The sequence below is a fragment of the Vibrio agarilyticus genome (genome assembly GCF_012641465.1).
Lineage (GTDB): Bacteria > Pseudomonadota > Gammaproteobacteria > Enterobacterales > Vibrionaceae > Vibrio > Vibrio agarilyticus.
Genome location: NZ_JABAIK010000002.1, coordinates 188,549 through 210,111 on the forward strand (window position 1 = coordinate 188,549; position 21,563 = coordinate 210,111).

General features: G+C 46.6%; 11 protein-coding genes. 6 read left to right on the forward strand and 5 right to left on the reverse strand.

Annotated elements, in window-relative coordinates:
* Positions 1-17: 17 nt before the first annotated feature.
* The 4 genes from HGP28_RS02800 to HGP28_RS02815 all read right to left on the reverse strand — a co-directional run bounded on the left by HGP28_RS02800 (position 18) and on the right by HGP28_RS02815 (position 9,259).
* Complete coding sequence (locus HGP28_RS02800) at positions 18-626, reverse strand: TetR/AcrR family transcriptional regulator (RefSeq protein ID WP_281355510.1); 609 nt, start codon at positions 624-626, stop codon at positions 18-20.
* A gap of 746 nt (positions 627-1,372) precedes the next feature.
* Complete coding sequence (glgB, locus tag HGP28_RS02805; RefSeq protein WP_439333832.1) at positions 1,373-3,511, reverse strand: 1,4-alpha-glucan branching protein GlgB; 2,139 nt, start codon at positions 3,509-3,511, stop codon at positions 1,373-1,375.
* Between the two features lie 1,056 nt (positions 3,512-4,567).
* Entirely contained in the window at positions 4,568-6,751 is a 2,184-nt protein-coding gene (gene malQ, locus HGP28_RS02810; RefSeq protein ID WP_168834919.1) for a 4-alpha-glucanotransferase, read from the reverse strand.
* A 57-nt stretch (positions 6,752-6,808) separates the two neighbouring features.
* On the reverse strand, positions 6,809-9,259 hold the full coding sequence (locus HGP28_RS02815; RefSeq protein WP_168834920.1) for a glycogen/starch/alpha-glucan phosphorylase: 2,451 nt from the start codon (positions 9,257-9,259) through the stop codon (positions 6,809-6,811).
* A gap of 150 nt (positions 9,260-9,409) precedes the next feature.
* On the opposite strand from HGP28_RS02815, the gene HGP28_RS02820 reads away from it, so the two are divergent.
* The 5 genes from HGP28_RS02820 (at position 9,410) to HGP28_RS02840 (ending at position 17,831) form a co-directional block, all read left to right on the forward strand.
* Positions 9,410-9,583 carry a hypothetical protein gene (locus HGP28_RS02820; protein WP_168834921.1) on the forward strand — a complete coding sequence of 58 codons (174 nt, stop codon included), beginning with the start codon at positions 9,410-9,412 and terminating at the stop codon, positions 9,581-9,583.
* A gap of 264 nt (positions 9,584-9,847) precedes the next feature.
* Positions 9,848-12,739 carry a LuxR C-terminal-related transcriptional regulator gene (locus tag HGP28_RS02825; protein WP_168834922.1) on the forward strand — a complete coding sequence of 964 codons (2,892 nt, stop codon included), beginning with the start codon at positions 9,848-9,850 and terminating at the stop codon, positions 12,737-12,739.
* 546 nt (positions 12,740-13,285) lie between these two features.
* A complete protein-coding gene (locus HGP28_RS02830) occupies positions 13,286-14,197 on the forward strand; it encodes a polyprenyl-phosphate transporter (RefSeq protein ID WP_168834923.1) in 912 nt (303 codons plus the stop codon).
* 574 nt (positions 14,198-14,771) lie between these two features.
* Entirely contained in the window at positions 14,772-17,462 is a 2,691-nt protein-coding gene (gene malT, locus HGP28_RS02835; RefSeq protein ID WP_168834924.1) for an HTH-type transcriptional regulator MalT, read from the forward strand.
* A gap of 129 nt (positions 17,463-17,591) precedes the next feature.
* A complete protein-coding gene (locus HGP28_RS02840) occupies positions 17,592-17,831 on the forward strand; it encodes an RNA recognition motif domain-containing protein (RefSeq protein WP_168834925.1) in 240 nt (79 codons plus the stop codon).
* Between the two features lie 201 nt (positions 17,832-18,032).
* On the opposite strand, the gene HGP28_RS02845 is transcribed toward HGP28_RS02840, so the two are convergent.
* Positions 18,033-19,853, reverse strand: a complete 1,821-nt coding sequence (locus tag HGP28_RS02845; RefSeq protein WP_211091868.1) for an alpha-amylase family protein — start codon at positions 19,851-19,853, stop codon at positions 18,033-18,035.
* 598 nt (positions 19,854-20,451) lie between these two features.
* Here HGP28_RS02845 and HGP28_RS02850 point away from each other — a divergent pair.
* Positions 20,452-21,393: a Dyp-type peroxidase gene (locus HGP28_RS02850; protein WP_168834927.1), complete on the forward strand. Its 942-nt coding sequence runs from the start codon at positions 20,452-20,454 to the stop codon at positions 21,391-21,393.
* Positions 21,394-21,563 lie beyond the last annotated feature (170 nt).

The window sequence follows — 21,563 nt, forward strand, 5'->3', positions numbered from 1 at the left end:
GAGCGGGCACAATCGATTTAATCACGCACAGGGGTAAACCCACGCACGAAAAATAGCACGATTTGCTCCAGTCGCATACGCTGCTGTTCAACGGGTAAAATAGGGGCATTGGCAATGAGCTGCGGCCATAAAAAGCTGCCATGATAGAGCGCTAACAGCATTGCGCTCATCTGCTCTGCATCTGCCCCTCCAAGGCGACCATCGGTAATCGCATTTTCAAGCCAAGCCTGCAAATCATTATCTCTGTCTTGAACAAATTGCACGTATTGCTGTGCTAAACTTGGCTGGCGAATAAATTCGCCAATAATCATGCGCACCGGTGGCAACCCCACATCCTCATACAGTGCCGCACTTTTGGCCAAGAAATAGCCGCATAATTGAGACTCTAGCGAGGCTGCGGCCTCGTAATTCAAAACCACCTGTTGACGTAATCCGTCAAAAATATGGTTAATCGCCTCAATAAACAGGGTCTCTTTGGCAGCAAAATGACGATATAGCGTGCGCTTTGAGGTGCCAGCGATTTCACACACCCTATCCATATTCGCGGCATGATAGCCATGAGTAATAAACTCTTGTTTCGCCGCGGCCAGTAGATCCAACCGTTTCTTTTCGCTCACTTTCATCATTTGATTACCTACGATGTTACCCACTTGATGATAAGGGAGAGAATTAAATAAGTAAACTAATGAGTTTACATAGTATAACTGAATAACTAGCACTAAGCACAGATGGAAAACGAAGTCTCTGAGCACTTGGTAAACGTCTCTGAACACTTGGTAAAAATAGATGAGCTATATGATGAGGCTTACGAGTCGCTTAATTTATCAAATAAAAATGTTGCGACTTCAAGCAGGACAGGTATGGACAAACTTACGATCACTGCCAGACTAACAGCATGGCTCTATACCCAAACAACTTGAAGATACAGCCAGGCGGCAAACGAGCCAAGCCTCTGAGCACTTCGTGAACATAGACGAACTATGTGATGAGGTTTGTGAGAGTCAGCCCCTTAATTTTTCAAAGAAAAGCGCTGCAACTTCAAGTGGGACGGGTAGATACGGATTCGAGGACATTATGTCATTTTACACTGGGTTAGGTATCGTATTACTTTTGTGGTTAGCATGGGATATGTACACAGGGCGTGTTTGGCTGCATCGAGAGTTGCATCGTGATAAGGAGCCTACGAGCTACTGGCTCACTATGCTACTGTGGTTAATCTTAGCTCTAAGCTGTTTTGTCGCATTTTAAAATCAATGCTGCCAGAGTGAGTTCGAAATATACTGCGACTTGAGCATCAATTCATCAGCGCCGTCTCCACATACATTGATAAAAAAAGCGCCACAATGGCGCTTTTTTTATCACCTGACGCGAATTAACGCTTCAGTTTGTAGTACAAGGTCGATAGTGGTGGCAGGGTCAAACTCAGCGATTGATCCAGCCCTTCACTCTCAACAGCCTCTGCTTTGAGCACAGAAGCCACCTCGTAATCACTACCACCATACGCTTTTGCATCGGTATTAAGCAGAAGTTCATAATCACCAAGGTTTGGCACGCCAAGGCGGAACTCATCACGTGGCACTGGCGTGAAGTTCGTTACAACCAAAATACGCTCACCCGCTTCACTAATACGCTCATGAGCCAGCACACTGCTGTCTGCACAATCGTGAAGACGCCACTCAAAACCGGCCGGCACACAATCTTGATCATGCAATGCCGTTTGATCTCGATACAAATGGTTCAAATCACGCATCAGACTATGAACCCCTTGATGACGTTCAAAATCCAATAAGAACCACTGCAGTTGATCGTCATGGTTCCATTCCCCAGTTTGACCTAACTCTGCGCCCATAAAATTAAGCTTTTTACCCGGCTGACCATACATGTAACCGTAGAACGCTCTTAAATTTGCCGTCTGTTGCCATTCATCACCCGGCATCTTGTTATGTATCGAGCCTTTGCCATACACCACTTCATCGTGCGAAAGCGATAGCACGTAGTTTTCACTGTGTGCATACACCAACGGGAAAGTGATGGTGTTGTGGTGATATTTACGATGCACTGGCTCCTCGCGCATATACGAAAGACTGTCATGCATCCATCCCATATTCCACTTAAAGCCAAAGCCCAATCCACCCAAGAACGTTGGCGCAGAAACACCTGGGAACGCGGTTGACTCTTCCGCAATCGTCATTGCGTTCGGGAAGTGCTTGTAAACTTCTTCGTTCATCCATTTAAGGGTTGCGATAGCGTCGTAGTTTTCATTGCCGCCATCGATATTAGGTACCCATTGATCGTGACTGCGCGAATAATCAAGGTAGAGCATCGAGGCAACAGCATCGACACGAATGCCATCGATGTGGAATTGCTCAAACCAGTACAGTGCGTTCGATACAAGGAAACGACGAACGTGTTCACGGCCCAAATCATAGATAAACGATTTCCAGTCTTGATGCCAGCCACGACGAGGATCAGGGTCATGGTATAACGGAGTACCATCAAAGGTATTCAGACCATGGTCGTCAGAGGGGTAATGGGCTGGTACCCAATCGAGCACCACGCCGATTCCCGCTTTATGGCAGACATCAACAAAATATTTGAAGTCATCGGGAGAGCCATAGCGGCTCGTCGGTGCAAACAATCCTACTGGCTGATAACCCCAAGAGCCGTAAAATGGGTGCTCTGCAATCGGCATTAGCTCGACATGGCTGTAGCCCATATCAACCAGATACGGCACTAGCGCATCCGCTAGTTCGCGATAATTAAGGTAAGAACCATCGTCATTGCGCTTCCACGAGCCAGCATGCAGTTCATAAAATGATAACGCTTCTTTGCGTTTTTCCGTTACAGGGCGATTCTGCCATGCCTGATCTTGCCAGTCATAACGGTCATGGTCATAAGTGACAGACGCAAAAGAAGGGTATTGCTCAGATTGGAAGCCCCACGGGTCAGCTTTATGAGGCAAGCTTTCGCCATTTGGCCCTTTAATTTCAAATTTATACTGCACCCCTTCCTTCAGATCTGGAATAAACAATCCCCAGATACCGTAGTCAAGACGCTGCATCGGATGACGGCGCCCGTCCCAATGGTTAAAGCTACCAATCAAGCTCACGGCCGACGCATGTGGGGCATACACTAGAAAACGCACCCCTTCAATCACCTGACCACCACGTTCAAGCGTAATGAATTGGGCACCCATGTGATGGTACATCTGCTTGGGTGTGTGAAGCTCTTCGTATTCTGCGTACAAACTGTGGTACTGATACGGATCGTCGATAATTTGCTCGACGCCATTCCAATCCACAGCAAGACGATAATGAGTAAGGTGTAAGTCTAGTGGCTGGGTAAGCACAAACGTGTCTGTCGCCTGCTCCGTCAACGGAATACGTTGCTCATCATCAAGTACAGCACTGACAGCAGTTGCACCTGGCATCCAAACACGAAGTGAGCCCGATTTCTCACTAATAAATGGGCCAAGAATTGAAAATGGATCGGCGCATCGTGCGACAGCCAACTGAGCTAATTTGTCAGTAAATTTATTGCGTTTTTGTTTGGTTTTCACACCTATCTCCCTAGCCATAATGACTTATGCGCCAAGCGGTCCTGTTGAATGCCCCTTCATCTCAAGGCCACCGACAGCAAAACGTTCCACTCTCGGAACAAATTGCATCTGATTGATAAACATTTTGGTTCGAAATTGGAAATATTCTCACCCCAGACTACCCCATGCCCTTTCGCCTTTAAGATAGCCTCAACCAAATGCGTTAATTCATCGATTTTCTTTGAAATCGACACCTATACCTAAATGGCACCCACTTGAAGAACAACTCTTGATACATACCCTTCCCACTTTAAGGTGCAGCGTTGTTGGCTGACTCTCACAAACCTCATCACATAGATTATCCATGTTCAGAGACTTTGCTCGTGTGCCGCTTACCTGCATCTTCAAATGGTTTGGGTATAGTTGTTGTCCCACATTTGGGACAGCCCTTCAAAGGGTAGTTTATTACTCAAGTAGTTGCATTATATTGAAAGGATTTTACAACACCTATTGTTAAGGTCTGTTACCACTACAATCAACCTACAAATGCGACGTCAGATCACAAAAGCCAAGAATAAAATCTTCGTTTGGACAAAGAACAAGCAGGTGATGGGACCATTACCTATGTGTGAATATCACAGGGGGCCAATACAGCCAAAACAAGAAATGAAACGTCTCATATCACGGCTATTTAGCTCAAACCCAAACGCGACTCTTTACCTTTAAGTGACAACTTGAGTATCAGCATTCCATTAGGCAAGGAAAGTACGATTTACAATGTAAATAGCTTTCATTTTTTAACGCAAGAACGATAATTAATCATTACAAAACAAAAAGTTAAATTGATTAACTTTCAAAAACCCATACACAAACAACTTGAAGATGCAGGTAGGCGACCCGCGAACAAAGCCTCTGAGCATAGAGATACTATGTGATGAGGTTTGTGAGTGCCCGTCAACACCCCTGCAACTTCAAGTAGAACGAGTATAATGCGGAATAAAAACGCCCCACCAAAGTGGGGCGAAGGCATTATTTCTGGCTTGCGTTTGCACGAGCTCGTGTTAATTGGCCCGCTAAGTGATTCACTTTTTCTTGGTAGAAAATATCTTCTAGATTGACACTCAATTTACGACGCCAGTTGGGGTACTCATCCACCGTACCTGGAATATTGACCGGATTATCCATCTCAAGCCAATCTTCCAATTGCACACTAAACAGCGCCGACGATCCCGCACCAAGATGCAATTGCAGTGCTTCGCTGAGGTGCCAGTCCATCGGAACATACTGCGCATCATGGCCGATACCTTCTGGCAACAAACCGTGCCAACGCACACTGTCCAAAATGGCTTGCTTGCTCTTTAGACGATCATTAAACAGGCCTTGCAACTGAGCCGCGTCTGGATAAAGACCAAGCTGTTCACCCATTTTTAAGTCATCACAATGCCAGAACCCGCGTAGTGTTGGCATATCGTGAGTACAGAGCGCAGCCATCGATTGCGCCGCATAATGACTTGGCGAAATGTAGCCACCGTCCGTTTCTGAGGTCTCAAAGAAGAAGACCTTGTATGAATGCACGCCCGCATCGCGAAGCAAGTCAACAATTTCGTCTGGCACTGTACCTAAATCTTCACCAATCACACTGCATTGATGACGATGTGATTCCAAAGCCAAAATCGCTAACATATCTTGCACTGGGTAGTACAAATACGCGCCTTCGGTCGCTTTTTCACCTTTTGGAATCCACCACAAACGTAGCAGACCCAGCACATGGTCAATACGCAATGCGCCACAATGATTCATATTCGCGCGAAGCAGTTGGACATACGCATCGTAACCCGTTTTCATCAATGCATTTGGGTTTAATGGTGGCAAGCCCCAGTTTTGACCCAGTGGACCAAGCACATCTGGTGGCGCGCCAATACTTGCATCCAACACCAAGTTGCCTTCGTCAGCCCACGTTTCGCTGCCTGCGTCCGATACACCCACCGCAAGGTCGCGATACAAACCAATCGACATGCCTTTCTCTTCAGCCAGCGCTTGCGCTTCATGAATTTGGCAATCAGCAATCCATTGTAGGTACATAAATAGCTGTACTTCAGCTTGGTGCTCTGCAATGAACGCTTGAGTCTGCTCTGTGGTGTAATGGCGATAACCTTCTGGGAAGGCAGGCCAGCCCCAAGAGTTCTCGTCATCTTCACGCAGATGTTGATGCAAAGCATCAAATGCCGCTTGATGACGCAAGCTATCACCACCAAGCTCAACGAAGTTCAAGAAGGCTTGAGCGCGCGCGGTGTTTTGATCAAGATGACGTGACTTAAATTCAGCAAAGAGCAGCGGCAATACACTCATTTTGAGCGCGCGCACTTCGCTATAGTTAACCCAGTGCGCATCACGTGCATGTTGCAGACGCGCTTGGAATTCATCGCTGCCGACTTGTTGCTGCGCTTCAGCACTGAGTGAAAATTCTGGCACTGAACCCACATCAATATAAAGAATGTTGAGCCAGCGACGTGACGACGGGCTGTATGGGCTCGCCGATTCAGGGTTTGCAGGGAATAACGCATGGATAGGGTTCAAACCAACAAATTGACCGCCACGTGACGCAATGTCACTGACCAATTGTTTGAGATCACCAAAATCACCCATACCCCAGTTATGATTTGAGCGTAAGGTGTAAAGCTGAATACTTGGGCCCCACACTTTTTGTCCTTGTTCAAGCACAGGCTGCTTGAAACACGCGCGAGGCGTGCGGATAAGTGTCATAACATAAGGGGCTTTACGACGTTTACGAGTGACTTCGAGGTGGTGGTAACCCCATGGTAATGTTTGCGGTAAAGAAAAATAGACCGCGCCATCATTATCACGCTCGTCACGCTGCACTTGTTCAGCCACAGAACCCGATAGGGTTTCGCCACTTTCTAAACGCAGGGTCCAAGAAAAATCACCAATTCGTGCAGTGTTGGCTAAGTTGAGCATCACTTCAGCAGCGTCACCATCACGCCATACAGCCACATTCGGCAACAATTCAGGCTGATGGATTTTTTCTGCTGATGCTAACAGTGCTTCATCGCTACTCACGTCATAACCGAGTGAGGCAAGTAAACGGCGCAAGGTTTCATCAGAGACTTTCGCTTCATCACCCCAAGCACTTTTATATGAATCGGCCAGATTTGCTTGTTTGGCCACTTTGTGTAATACGCTTGACGTTTGCATATTGACTCCGAAAAGTAGATAAGCCCGCAAGCTTGAAACTTGCGGGCATGGTTTAGATTAACGATTGATAGCTTTTAGCTGCCAAATGTTATCGACGTAATCGCGAATCGAGCGGTCTGATGTGAACTTACCCACCAGCGCGGTGTTCAAGATGGCCTTCTGAGCCCAGCCCGCTTTATCACGGTACTGCTTGTCCATCGCTTCATGTGCTTTGACATAAGACGCGAAGTCTGCCAAACACAAGTATGGGTCACCGCCATCCAGTAGGCTGTCGTAAGTCGCACGAAGCAGACCTGGTTGACCTGGAGTGAACTCTTCACCTAACAACAAATCCATTGATGCTTTTAGCAGCGGATCGGCGTGGTAGTATTCAAATGGGTTGTAGCCCTGTGCTTTCAGCGCTTCAACTTCATCGACTTCAAGACCAAAGATGTAGATGTTGTCGTCGCCCACTTCTTCACGGATCTCAACGTTAGCACCGTCCATTGTACCTATGGTCAATGCACCGTTTAGCGCCATCTTCATGTTGCCCGTACCTGATGCTTCTTTACCTGCTGTCGAGATTTGCTCAGAAACATCCGCCGCAGGAATGATCATCTCAGCCATGCTCACGCGGTAGTCAGGAATGAAGACCACTTTCAACTTGCCACCGATACGTGGATCGTTGTTCACTTTTTCTGCCACTTTATTGATGGCAAAAATGATTTCTTTTGCTAGGTGGTAACCAGGTGCCGCTTTTGCAGCAAAGAACACAACGCGTGGTGCCATATCAAAGCCAGGCTCGTTGAGCAGGCGATGGTACAGAGACAAGATGTGCAATAGGTTCAAGTGTTGACGCTTATACTCGTGCAAACGCTTGATTTGTACATCGAAAATAGCATCAGCGCTGATTTCGATATCCAAGTTTGTTTTCACCCAATCCGCAAGACGCTGTTTGTTCTCACGTTTTACAGCCATGTAGCGTTTTTGGAACGCTGCATCTTTTGCATACTGAGAAACGGCTTCAAGCTGCTCTAGGTGTTTTGGCCAATCGTTGCCCACGATTTCTGATACAAGCTCAGAAAGACCTGGGTTACAGAACTTCAACCAACGACGTGGTGTCACACCGTTAGTCACGTTATGAAGACGTGTTGGGTATAGCGCATCGAACTCAGGGAATAGGTCACGTTTTACCAATTCTGAGTGAAGTGCCGCTACGCCGTTAACCGCATAAGAGCCGATAACACATAGGTTTGCCATGCGAACTACACGGTTGAAACCTTCTTGAATGATGGATAGTTTTTGCTGTTTAGCAACATCACCAGGCCATTTTGCACGCACTTCTTGTAGGAAGCGGTGGTTGATTTCATAGATGATCTCCATGTGACGTGGCAATAGGTGTTGAATCAGTGACTCACTCCAAGTTTCCAACGCTTCAGGTAGCAAGGTGTGGTTTGTGTAAGCAAATGTCTTGCTTGAAATCGCCCACGCAGCGTCCCAATCTAGGTGGTACTCATCCATCAAAATACGCATCAATTCTGGAATCGCGATCGTTGGGTGCGTGTCGTTAAGCTGAATCGTTTCTTGCTTAGACAGATCCGCAAGCGCTAAACCAGCGTCAAGATGACGACGTAGAATATCGCGTACTGATGCTGAGCTGTGGAAGAACTGCTGCATCAAACGCAGTGTTTTACCTTTTTCGTGGTTATCGTTCGGGTAAAGCACTTTAGTAATATTGCCCGCGTCAATCAGAGCGTGCTGCGCTTCGAAGTAGTTACCATTGTTGAAGCTTTCTAGTGAGAATGGTGCAATTGCTTGACACTCCCACAAACGCAATGGGTAAACCGTGTTGCTTTGATAACCCACAACAGGCACATCCCAAGGCATTGCTTTCACATACATTGAAGGCACCCAACGACGACGTTGCACGCCGTTGTCATCGTAACTTTCAACGTGACCATAGAAGCCAATTTCTTGCGCTAATTCAGGGCGAGCAACTTCCCATGGGTAACCTTCCACACCACGCCACGCGTCAGGTGCTTCTTGTTGACGACCTTCCGCAAAAGATTGCTTAAATAGGCCGTATTCATAGTGTAAGCCGTAGCCTACTGATGGGAATTCTTGCGCAGCCAGTGAGTCCATGAAACACGCAGCTAGACGACCAAGACCGCCGTTACCCAGTGAAGGATCGCGCTCTTCTTCAAGCAGATCAGTCAGGTTTTGACCCATCTCTGCCATTGCTTCAGTCACAGACTCATAAAGGCCCATGTTAATCAGGTTGTTGCCCGTCAAACGGCCAATCAAAAATTCTAGAGACAGGTAGTTAACACTTTTCGCATTAACCACGCGCTCATCTGCTTCAGTTTCAAGCAGATTGATGGTGGTAATTTCAGCTAGAGCGCGGCCCATTGCAAGGTACCAAGCGCGGCTATCAGCGTTTTCCACTGTGTGGGCATAAGTCGCTGACAAGTGCTTTTGAACACTTAGTTGAAAAGCGTTTTTGTCAAACGCATGAGGTTGTTTTGTCATCACATAACTCTCGTCGTTGATTTTACTCAGTTGCAGCAAGTTTGCGTTGCACGGAGCAAGTTCGCCTCCTCCCTATTGAAAGGCGATTAGGAGGAGGAGGAGGGGCGTAGAGAGTCTGAGCAACGCCAAAAGCAAGAGCGTCGTCACAAGATGATAGAGAAACCCCAACAAACCGTGATTGAGATCACGAAAAGTGATGCGATTTTAATCAAGATTTTCCACTCTATTCAGATCACATTTTTGGATTTTCACGCTATCGAGATGGTATTTATTGCGCATAATGAAACCGCACCTGACACTCAAGCGACCTCTCACGGTGATTAAGATCACAAATTTAGGGAGGAGAACAATTTAGGGATGAGAAAATGAGAAGAATAATCCCTATGTTTTATAATTTCTTTGCGAATGAGAGTGAGTTCACATCATTATCGCGAGATCGAATTTGAAGAGTCAGCAGCGCTGCAGTGATCATGAGAGTCATATTACGCAGCGGCCTTACACAAGATAAAGTGATATAGCCGGGTGACTTCAAAACGCAGGGTTCAGTGCATCTTGACATTACTTGGGTATAAGATTAGGACGATCATCATGGCCAAACGTCATGTTTACACTTACCCCACCCCTGATAAAGAAGCATTTTATCGAACTCGACTGATTGAGCCCTTGAATCGAGCCCCTCATTTCGATCTTCTTCTTTGTAGTGGCGCGGCTGGTATTGGCAAAACAACGCTAATCGCTCAGTGGGTTAACGCGTATTCAAACTGCGTATGGCTTAATCTCACCCAAGATAACGCTCTCGATTATGCACAACAGCTTATTGATGCACTGGCATTATTAGCCGATAAGACGCCCGCAGCCACTTCACCGCGTCATCGTCATCACAAGCAGCAACAGCAACAGCAACAGCAACAGCAACAGCAAATTTATCAAGCCATCATCCATAGCTGTTACCAAATCCGTACGCTTGCCATTCTGGTGATTGATAATTACCACTGGCTTACCGAGACCTCAGGTGATGAGATTACGCGCACGTTACTTGAAAACGCACCGGCGCATCTCACCATTGTCCTCATCAGTCGCCAAACCCCTGTACTTGCACTGGGTCATTTACGTCTGAAAAAAACCGTTCACACACTGAATATTCACTCACTGCTATTTACGCAAGATGAGTGCCGGCAATGGCTTATTCCACAAGGACTCAATCCGTCACGCTGTGAACGTTTGTTTCAATTGACTCAAGGACACCCTGCGCTTTTGCAATTACTACGCTTTGCAATCCAACCGCCGAGTTGGATCACCGAAGACGATAACACCACACTGGCATTAACCCAGTGTTCACTCTGGCACTATTGCGAAGAAGAGTTTTGGCAACCACTCAGTACGAGCCAGCGTGACGTAGCGATGGCGCTCAGCATGGTTGATGAGGTGCATTCCAGTGTCTTAACTCAGCTTGGCCAACAACTGCAAAAAAACAATCACTGGTTCGAAGAATTGCAGCAACTACCTGTGGCGTCGCCGTTAACCGAAAATGGCATCGAATGTTGGTCACTCTCGGCCATACTTCAGCGATTTTATCAGATCAAATACCAACAATTACGTCCATTTTCCCTTGCGCAGTTACACCAAATTGCCACACAGGGCTGGGCAAGCCTTTCCCCTAAACGCGCGCTAGCTCATGCGATTAAAAGCGAATGCCCTCAAACGCTTGAAACTTTGTTAACCCATCACGGTACGACCTTACTTGCCATGATACCGAACCATCAAATGGCGCAAGCGTTCGCTTTATTGCCACCCATTGGCTTAAATAGCAATCTGCTTCTACTGATGTTTTGGTGGCGCAGCCAAAGTGAATCAGCCCATCAGCTCAGTCATCAACTCGAACAATCGCTGGTATCACTTCCACCTCAGCAACGTGAGACCATCGCCAGTGACGTACAAGCCATCAAAGCCGATTTAGCCTGGCGAAATAAACAAATCGCGCCAGCAGAGCGACTGGCCCAAATGGCACTATTTAATAGCCCGCAGCTGCATAAACGTAGCCAGCTTTTAGCCACGCTCACATTAGCACGAGTCTATCAATATCAAGGAAAGCTTGAGCGCAGCCACGCACTCGCCCAACAAGGTGAGAAACACTGCCGTCAACAGCAGTGGCATGATCTCAGCATTGCTTTTTTATTGTTGCAAATCGACTGTCAGTTGAGCAGCGCCCAGATGGTTAACGTCGATTATCTTATAACGCGCACAGAGCAATTAATCTCGAAGACATCAGGACTGCCCAGCGCAACCCAAGAAAATTGGTATCAAATCAAGCATCATCATTTTGCCACTACCGGGCAATGGAATCGACTTGCGGACTCACTTCTCACCAAGGAGCGCTCGCAGCCAAACAACGCCAACGTACCCTCACAAATAGAACACGATTATTACTGCGCGCTGCTTACATTTTCACTTGAACAGTCTGAGTCGTTTGCACAATGCATGGCCCATCTATTATCTCAAACCGCCGAGTTAAAACGATCACTGACGCTCAACGTAGCAATATCTCGATTATTGATTGAATATTGGCGTGATCAGCCAGTAAAACTAAAACACTGGCTCGAAGGCGCAGAGCGAGAAACTGAGCGAAACGATGCTACCGCCCACGCCCAATGGCGAAATGTTGCACTGGCCTATCACTATCTCGGCCGTAGTAAAGAAGCGCTCACATTATTAGATCAGCAGCAGCAAAGAGCCCAGCGCAATCAATTATGGCTCGAAGTTCAGCGCCATTTGTGGCTCAGTGCCTCGCTTTATTCTGAATTAGCGAACGTTGATGCCGTGTTGGACCGCTTACACCACTTGATCTCACTGAACCTTGATACAGTCAGTTATGGCGAATTTTATCTCGAGAAATACTCAAGAATTTGTGCCATCGCTGAAGCACTTTCTCAAGCCAAGTCACCGCACTTATCAGCATCGGCCTTAGCGCATCACTTGGCTGCTGCTCGTCAACATAGCGCAAAGAGTTCGGCAACCTCAGCCTCAAATCAAACAAAACAGGATAAAAACGCACCGGTAAGCGTTGCAACGCAGAAGACAGAATCCTCTTATTACCAAATGCAGCAATCTTTGCAGCGCATTGCATTACGTCATCCTGCGGCGCATTCGATCTCTTGCCCGCCCCCTTTTGTGCCATTATTTCATCATGACACCGTGGCTAAATTGCTCCACCAAGGCATATTGGCCCGTTATGGCATTCATGAAGCGCTGACCGAGAGAGAATGGCAAGTGTTTGATTTAATAAGAGCGAAATGGAAAAATGATCAAATTGCCCGTCATTTTAATGTGGCACCATCAACGGTCAAAACCCACATTCGCCATTTGTATCAAAAGCTTCAATTATCAGGCCGCCCTGCGGCTTTGAGCTTAGCGAAACAGCTTGCTTGTGATATTGAAACAGTAACAAATTTCAGCTCGACCTCTGATGAGACTGAAAATTGAGTAGGATATAAGGCAAAAAAAAAGCCACCCGCAATATTCGCGTTTGGCTCATGTATGATGTGAACAATGACTATTCACTAACAACGTCAGTTGGCTAGGTGACCCTCGGCTTAAGAAGGGTCAAACGTCTCTTTGCAGAATTTGTGCCACATCTAAATGCACTATTTTTGTGATCCCTGCGAGGGATGCACCATCGTCAAGTCAGGTTTTGCGCATTATGCAATTGCAATTTGCACTTATTTGCACAATGCGAATTTTCATTCTTTCATATTATCTCACTCAATATTCAAAACGAAAGCTCAGCCTAACTTCAAGCAACTCGGAGTGACAGCCAGGTGACAAATCAACAAAGCTTCTGAGTATATACCCAAGTCACCTCAAGGTGAGCGGTTCAGTGAGAATGACTTATCTCATCAGCTTTGTTCGCAATGAAAAGCCCTACAGCGTCAAGTAAACATGGGATAAACGATTTGAACTTGCCATAACATAGTGTTTTCATAAATCACAGTGTATACTTGCTAGCATTAATCAAAATTTAATTTAAAAATGAATTACTTAACGACTTTTTTTAAAGGTATCGCCATGGGCGCTGCCGATGTTGTTCCCGGCGTATCCGGTGGCACGATTGCCTTTATTACGGGTATATATGACACCTTGCTAGAAAGTATTCGTCGTATTAACCCTTCATTAATCAAAAGATTAAAAAATGAGGGCATTAAATCCTCACTCGCACACATTAATGCCGGATTTTTAGCCGCGTTATTTAGTGGTATTTTTATTAGCATTGCCACGTTAGCCAAACTCATTACCTGGTTATTGGAATTTCACCCCATCCCAGTTTGGGCTTTCTTTTTTGGTCTTATCTTAGTCTCGGTTTATCATATTGTGCGTCAAGTGGAGCGTAAAAATGGTGTCGCGTTTCTGCTAATGTGCGGCGGTATCGCGTTTGCCTATGGTATTACGGTACTCAATCCGTTACATCTCGAACCTACCTATCTCAACATCCTACTCTCTGGTGCAATCGCGATTTGCGCCATGATTTTACCGGGTATTTCCGGTAGCTTCATTTTATTACTGATTGGCATGTATGGGCCGGTACTTGCCGCTGTTAAAGGATTCCAAATTGATATCCTTGCGCTCTTCTTATTTGGTTGTGTCGTGGGCATTTTATCCTTCTCCCACCTACTCTCTTGGCTATTATCGCGTTTTCGTGACGCTACCTTGATGTTTCTCACCGGCCTTATGATAGGCACCTTACCAAAAATTTGGCCTTGGAAAGAGACCTTAACATGGCGCACCAATTCCAGCGGAGAGCAAGTGCCGTTATTGGAGCGCAATCTCTCACCATTTGAATTCGAAGCCATTACGGCGCAACCTGCTCAACTTGGTATTGCGATTGTCATGATGTTGGTCGCCATCACTCTCGTTCTGTCCTTGGAAAAAATTGCGCAAAGATAACAAACCGCTCAATACCCACACAACTTTGCGTTGTAGGCGGCGGTAAATGAGCCAAACCCTCGAGCATCAATGTGCTGCAGAATCATTCGTGATCTGCAGCACGAATTTAGTGTAATAGATGCAAGTACGCTGTTCCATTCGTCGATTCACGACGTAGATTTAGTCAACTGTTAACAAAACAAAGTTCGGTTCAAAACCATTCTAATTCGTCTCTAGGTCAGATTTTTCTGATAAACAGCGCACTAAATCTCACCAAATCCTCCCTCAGTTAATGATCAACCTCTCAGTTTTTACCTTCATGATGTGTGGTATGGCATTAGATCCCGGATAATCGGTTCGAAAACCACGCTATTTGACAGGTTAATCAAAAGTAGCGGGGAAATAACAATATCGATGTAAGCCTTGCTTTTTTCTATGGGGGATCTGGCTGCATGTGTGACCTGCAAGGGTGACAAATAGGTTCGCAATGACAACGGATAATTGTCCTAAAACAATAGGATTGTCATCGCCACCTAGCATCCAGAAAAAATAGTCCAGCAAGAGCATACACAAACTGCGATTTAGGTGTTCTATTATGTGGATTCCATCAAAGCTTACTGCTCCCAGTGCATTACACAATGCGATTTTACGACCACGCTTGCTCAATCAACTGGCGCAAGCGAAACAGCATAAACTTGTGTTATTTCACTCACCGGCTGGATTTGGTAAAACGACTATGGCCGCGCAATGGCTAGACGATAAGCCGAATATGGGCTGGTTTAGCATTGACGAGGGAGATAATGATGCCTTTTCGTTCGCCAACTATTTTGTCAAGGCTCTTAATTTAGCCACAAATGACTGCTGCGCGAAAACAGCAACCATGGCTGAGAAAGGCCAATTTAACAATTTAACCAGTTTGTTTAATCAATTACTTGGTGAACTAACGAGCTGGAAAGCACACGCATACTTAGCGCTGGATGATTACCATTTCATCACTGAAGATGAAATTCATAAAGCACTGACCCACTTTCTCAAACACGCGCCAGAAAACCTTACGCTCGTCATCACCTCACGAACTCAACCACCTCTAGGGGTTGCTGCGCTTCGTGTTCATTGCAAAATGCTGGAAATTGATAACCCATCATTGGCGTTTGATGAAGAAGAAACGGATCGTTTTCTTCGCCAATTTGATGCGCGTCTCGCTGAACACGGAAAATCTCTACGCGAGCAAGTTGAAGGCTGGCCTTCGGCTATGCAATTAATCGCAATGAATAGTGCACACCGAGAAACGGTACCCACATTTGACCGCGCCAATACACTGCCTCACTTATGGGATTACCTTGCCGAAGAGGTGTTTGACCAACTCGATGAGTCGAGCCGCACTTTTCTTATGCAATGCTCGGTATTGGACCGCTTCAACGCAGAGCTGGCACAAATGCTGACAGGTCGTGAGGATGCCCTCGCTACTTTGTTGGATTTACACCGTCAGGGACTGTTTATCGTTAATATTGGCGTGGAAGGCAATTGGTATCGCTTCCACAACCTCTTTGGTAACTTTTTGTCGCACCAACGACAAAAATTACTTCCAGGGATGGAAAACACACTACGCGAAAAAGCGGTGCAGGCTTGGCTAAGCGTTAATAACCCAACATTGGCATTAACCACCGCGCTGGATGCTCGCGAAAGTCGTATTCGTGTCGACGTGCTACGCAGTCACGGTTGGCATCTGTTTAATAATGGGCATATTCGCCTATTAAGCCGCGCTCTAGAAACCCTGACCGATGATGAACTCTATACTCAGCCACGCTTAGTGCTCTTAAAAGCTTGGCTGGTTCAATCACAACACCGTTACAACCACGTCGGTGAATTGATTGAGATCGGTATGCGGGAAATGAAAGCTCGCGCTATCGAGCTTGCCGAAAGTGAACAAGGAGAGTTCAATGCGTTGATGGCGCAGGTCGCGATTAACCAAGGCCGCCCTGAACAAGCGTTGGAACTCAGCGAAAAAGCGTTTGCTCAGTTGCCAACCGATGTTTATCGCAGCCGCATTGTCGCCACATCCGTCATTGGAGAAGTTTATCATTGTCTTGGCACGCTCAACCGCGCGCTGACTCTGATGCAACAATCAGAGAAACTGGCGCGCCAGCACCATGTTTACCAACAAGCCTTATGGGCTCTACTGCAGCAATGTGAAATTTACATGGCACGTGGCTCAATGCAGTTGGCGCTCGATAGCTTAGACAAAGCCGAGGAATTGATTGAGATCCACCATCTTGAACAAGTGCCTCTACACGAATTCATGCTTCGACTACGAGCGCAAATTTGTTGGAGTCTGCATCGTTTAGACGAAGCTGAGCAGCTCGCGCAACGCAGCATGGATGTGCTCTCTTACTATGAAGCGCACCGCTCGATTCCCGCGTATACCATGCTCGCGAATGTCGCGTTGGCGCGTGGCGAGCTAGATAAAGCAGAACGCCACCTTGAACAGTGCCAACATTTACTCGGTCTGACCGAGTGTCATCTTGATTGGCGCGCTAAAGTGTACAACGCTCAATTGGTGTTATGGCAATTGAAAGACCAGCCACACCTAGCAAAACAGTGGCTTGAGGATGCAGAAGTCCCTGAAAAAGCCAACAACCATTTCCAACAATTGCAGTACCGCAACCTCGCGCGAGCGCATGCATTGTGTGGCGACATTGATATGGCTTACACCATTTTGCATCAAGCACTTGAGCAGAGCCAAGCGCTGCAATTGAGCGCAGATGTGCAACGTGTGCTCTCCTTGCTTGCGGCAATTCAAGAACAAGATGGCCAAACGTTAGCTGCGCAAGAGACGTTGATTCAAGCCATGAGCTTATCAAGCCATTCAAATATTCTGATCTGCTTTTACCTCGACAGAAACCATCTGCAAGGCGTTTTAACCCGCATTGCAAAAATGAGTGATGTTGATGTGATTGTACGCCACCAAGCCCGCACGGTTTTGGAGTCGTTTAATCGCAGTTCAATGTCACGCGCGGTGCATTTCGATGAAGCGTTAGTCGAGAAATTACTGGCAAGCGATAACCTCCCTGCCGCGGTCAGAGTAAGTCACCTAACCATTCGTGAATGGCAAGTACTGGGGCTGATTTACTCGGGATACAGCAACGATCAAATTTCTGCCGAACTTGACGTAGCTCTTACCACCATCAAAACCCACATTCGTAATTTGTATCAAAAACTGCAAATTACCAATCGTGATCAAGCCATTGCGATTGCTGACAAGATGATAAAATCGATTCAATTTTAGTCAGTTAATGTCATTTCAAAGCAGAGAGCCACCTTCGGGTGGTTTTCTTTTTTTTATCCACAAACAACGCTTGGCTTTATAGCCACAAACCGCGACAATAAAGAATTCATCACAACATGACAAACCACAATGAAATTACTTGTTCGAAACCTTGCTCGCACCACATCAGAACATGAACTGCGTACCCTATTTCAAGATTTTGGTACCGTCAAAGAGTGCACCCTAGTTCTTGACGCCGAAACAGGTGAATCAAAAGGGTTTGGCTTTGTCGAAATGCCCGATGAAGCAGAGGCAAAACAAGCGATGAATGCGCTAAACCTCTCAACATTTGCCAAAAACAAAATTCGCGTCAAGCCAGCACAAAGCTAAGCTAGCGAGAGTTAACTCACAGGCAAAAATAAATCATTTTCGCTGAACCACGCATCTTGGAAGGGCTTAAGCCGATTACCCAAACAACGTGGCGCTGTAGCTTCAAGTGGTTTGGGTATCGGCCTAAAAAGTGGGTAAAAATGATCCCCAGTGACGCTCAAGGGCAGTAGAGCGCCACTGGTTCTCATTGGGGGATTGGGTCTAATTAGCAGCTCTTGTCACTTCTGACAAAGCCAAACTCACATCAAATACACTTGCTGCAAAAGCTGGTGCGGGCACGAACAAGGTTGCTGCCTGCTTTGTAACACTTAGCCGAGCGCAGTTTGCTGAACTATTTTCGACCGCAAGCCTATCTCTCAACCAGTATTCTCCCGGTTGCAATTGCCACTTATCAACCCACATCTGATTGATATGCAGTGTCACCATAGGTTTGTCTTTGTCACTGAAATGACTGAATATCAGCAAGTGTTGAGAATCGTCACTTCGAGCAAACGCAAACATGCGCTCATCGTAGTTCCCACCTCGCTGGCGATTTTCAACGTGCAAATCGACATAGTCGCCGTCAAAGGCGGATTCCGTTAACGTCAAATTAAGCAATCGCTGATAAAAGGCGCGCAATTGGCGTTCATTGTCACTCGACTGTCCACCATCAAATTGTCCACCATTCATCCATCTTTGGTGCGCAGGAACACCGCAATAGTCATAGATCGAGGTTCGAGATTGGCGGCCAAAACCCATATCCCCCTCGCCCGGCTCACCAACTTCTTGGCCAAAATAGACCAAGGCGGGGCCACGACCCAGTGCGGTACACAACAGCATGGCAGGCTTGCCAAAATTGGCATCCCCTGCAAATTGTGGACTGGCAAGACGCTGTTCATCATGGTTATCCAAAAATCGCAGCATAGAAGCGTCAATATCTGCCAATTGCGCTTGTACGTTCGCAATCGCATCACTGCTTTGCTTACCTTGAATCACCCCTTTCAGAGTGTCGTAAAGATCCACTTTGTCGTACAGACAATCCATACCGCCAAGTTGGATATAATCCCGATACAGCGCAGGCTGATAAACCTCAGCCATCAAAAACGCTTCATTATCGAGATGTTTAATTGCTGTGTTTAAATAACTCCAAAATTCAACTGGCACAAGCTCAGCCATATCGTAACGAAAACCATCGACGCCTAGCATCAACCAATATTCGGCAATATGGCGAAATTTACGCCATGAATCGGGAACCGAGTTCTCTTGCCAAAATCGATAACGTGCCATTTGATCCCATTGCTCGAAATCATTTGGTAGTGAAGGAAAATCTTTTGTGCCATCAGGGCGCACGCCGTAATTAATCTTGACGGTTTCATACCAATCATCAAATTCCGGTTTTGCCTTGCGAGCACCGTTACCGCTCCAGCGCGCCGGTTTTTCAACGTATGGCACATCACTCATACTTGATGGACGACCACCCAGTGGCAAACTGTGCTCTGGATATGTCGGCAGTTCAAAAGCCTGATCAACTAAGTAGTAAAAATTATTATCTTTGTGATACGTCAGTGACGTATCGTCTGATGCACCAAAATCCTCAACACCCAACGGGTTCGTTAAGCCGTGATAGTTACGTGCAACATGATTGGGCACGATATCAATCACAACTTTAAGCCCCGCTTTGTGGCTTCTATCAATCAGCGCTTTAAATTCTTCCAAACGCTCTGCAGGCGATTGGGCTAAATCTGGATTGACGTTGTAGTAATCTTTCACCGCGTAGGGTGAGCCAGCGCGCCCTTTGACCACAGCAGGGTGATCGCAAGTAATGCCAACGTCTTGATAGTCGCCAACTAACGCATGATGTGGCACTCCGGTGTACCATATATGGGTGATACCCAGAGCTTTAATGGAGTTAAGGGCGGTATCGGTAAAATCGCTGAATTTCCCCACGCCATTCTCTTCAATGGTGCCCCAAGCAACATTGTGCGTGTTGGTATTGCCAAATAGGCGTGTAAATACCTGATAAACGATTTTCTTATTATTCATGGTCGGCCCCCCGATCTGAATTCGCCGTAAACGCTCGGTCATTACATTCTCGAGCGAGTCATTGTGGTTAATCTTGGAATAGAATGGGAAGCGGCACCTCATCCATTAACAATATCGCACGAGGCGTAGGCAAGGGGCGTAGATAGTCCTGCCACCCACTCCAACTGAATCAAGATCACAAAAACGGGGCGTAGTCAGCCCCAAAACGTGAACCAAATCACCAATAATGTACGTATCATTCCGCAGTAGAGACAAAACTTACGCAAAAATGATGAGGTACTATTGTGCCTGTTTGCAATCGAGATCACGCCCTTGTGTCGTAAGCTGCCGTTGATACATCAGCAAAAATTGTTAAAACGTCTCACCTGTGGCGCGATTTCTTAGCTCGATATTGACTATACCTATACCCAGACAACTTGGAGTTTCAGGTAGGTGACAAACGAACAAAGCCTCTGAGCACTTCGTGAACATAGATAAACTATGTAGAGTCGGTCCCTTAATTTTTTATAGAAAAGCCCTGCAGCTTCAAGTGAAAAGGGTTTAAGAAGGCTGTTGGCAGGATATCAGCCTTAAGTTGCACAAGATAACGAGGAATGTCATGACACATTTAGCCGCTTTAGCTCAGCCTGGGGTTTTAAGTGACCCAAGTACTCACGCCGACTTTCTCACCTTTGTTTTGAGAGATCAGTGGTTCAACGTCGAAGAAATTGGCGATGCATTGGGCCAACTTGGCGGCATCGAAAAATCTTTGCGTCACAAAGATGATGATGCGCATTTAACTGTCACAATCGGCTTTTCCAAAAAAGCGTGGGAAATGGCATTTCCCGACACGCCTCTGCCACCAGAGCTGGCGGATTTTGTTGAAATGACGGATGGGGACCGCCACTTCCCCTCAACCGCTGGCGACATCTTCATTATGGTGAAATCGTCGCGCATGGATCTTAATTTTCAAGTGGCCAAATACTGTGCGACGGCGCTTTCCCCTATCGCCGAACTGATTGAAGATACTCAGGGATATCGTTACCTCGATAACCGCGACATGATTGATTTTGTTGATGGCACAGAAAACCCTGAGTACGAACAGCGTGCCTCTTGGGTCTTAGTCGGTGATGGCGATGACGCGCACGTTGGTGGCAGCTATCTAACCGTACAGCGGTATATTGACCGCCAGGGTCTATGGGACGCGCAAAGCACCGAATATCAAGAGCAGGTGGTTGGCCGAACCAAACTCGATGACATTGAGTTGAGCGACGATGACAAACCCGCTTGGGCGCATAACGCTAAAAGTAAAGTGATTGTCGATGATGAAGAGATCAAAATGTTTCGCCAAAACCGGCCTTACGGCAACGCGATTGAACACGGCACCATGTTTGTTGGCTTCGTCGCCAGTGCCAGCACACTCACGATTTCTCTCACTCAGATGATAACGGCAGATGAGGAAGGTCACTACGACCGGTTACTTGATTTCGTCGAAGCAAAGACAGGCAACAATTTTTTTGTTCCTCCACGCGCTTTTCTTGAGGCCCAATTTGACGATTAACCAGATGCCGCAATGAGTATTCACAACGCTTTGGTAAAGCGACTGTCAATGCTGTGCCAGAGTTTGGCTAGAACCCGCACCTTTGCTAGTGGCCTTTACCAAGGCGATGTAGGATACGCCTCTCATTCAACTCAACCCACCAACATAGTGGGTTGATTATTTTTGAAAGC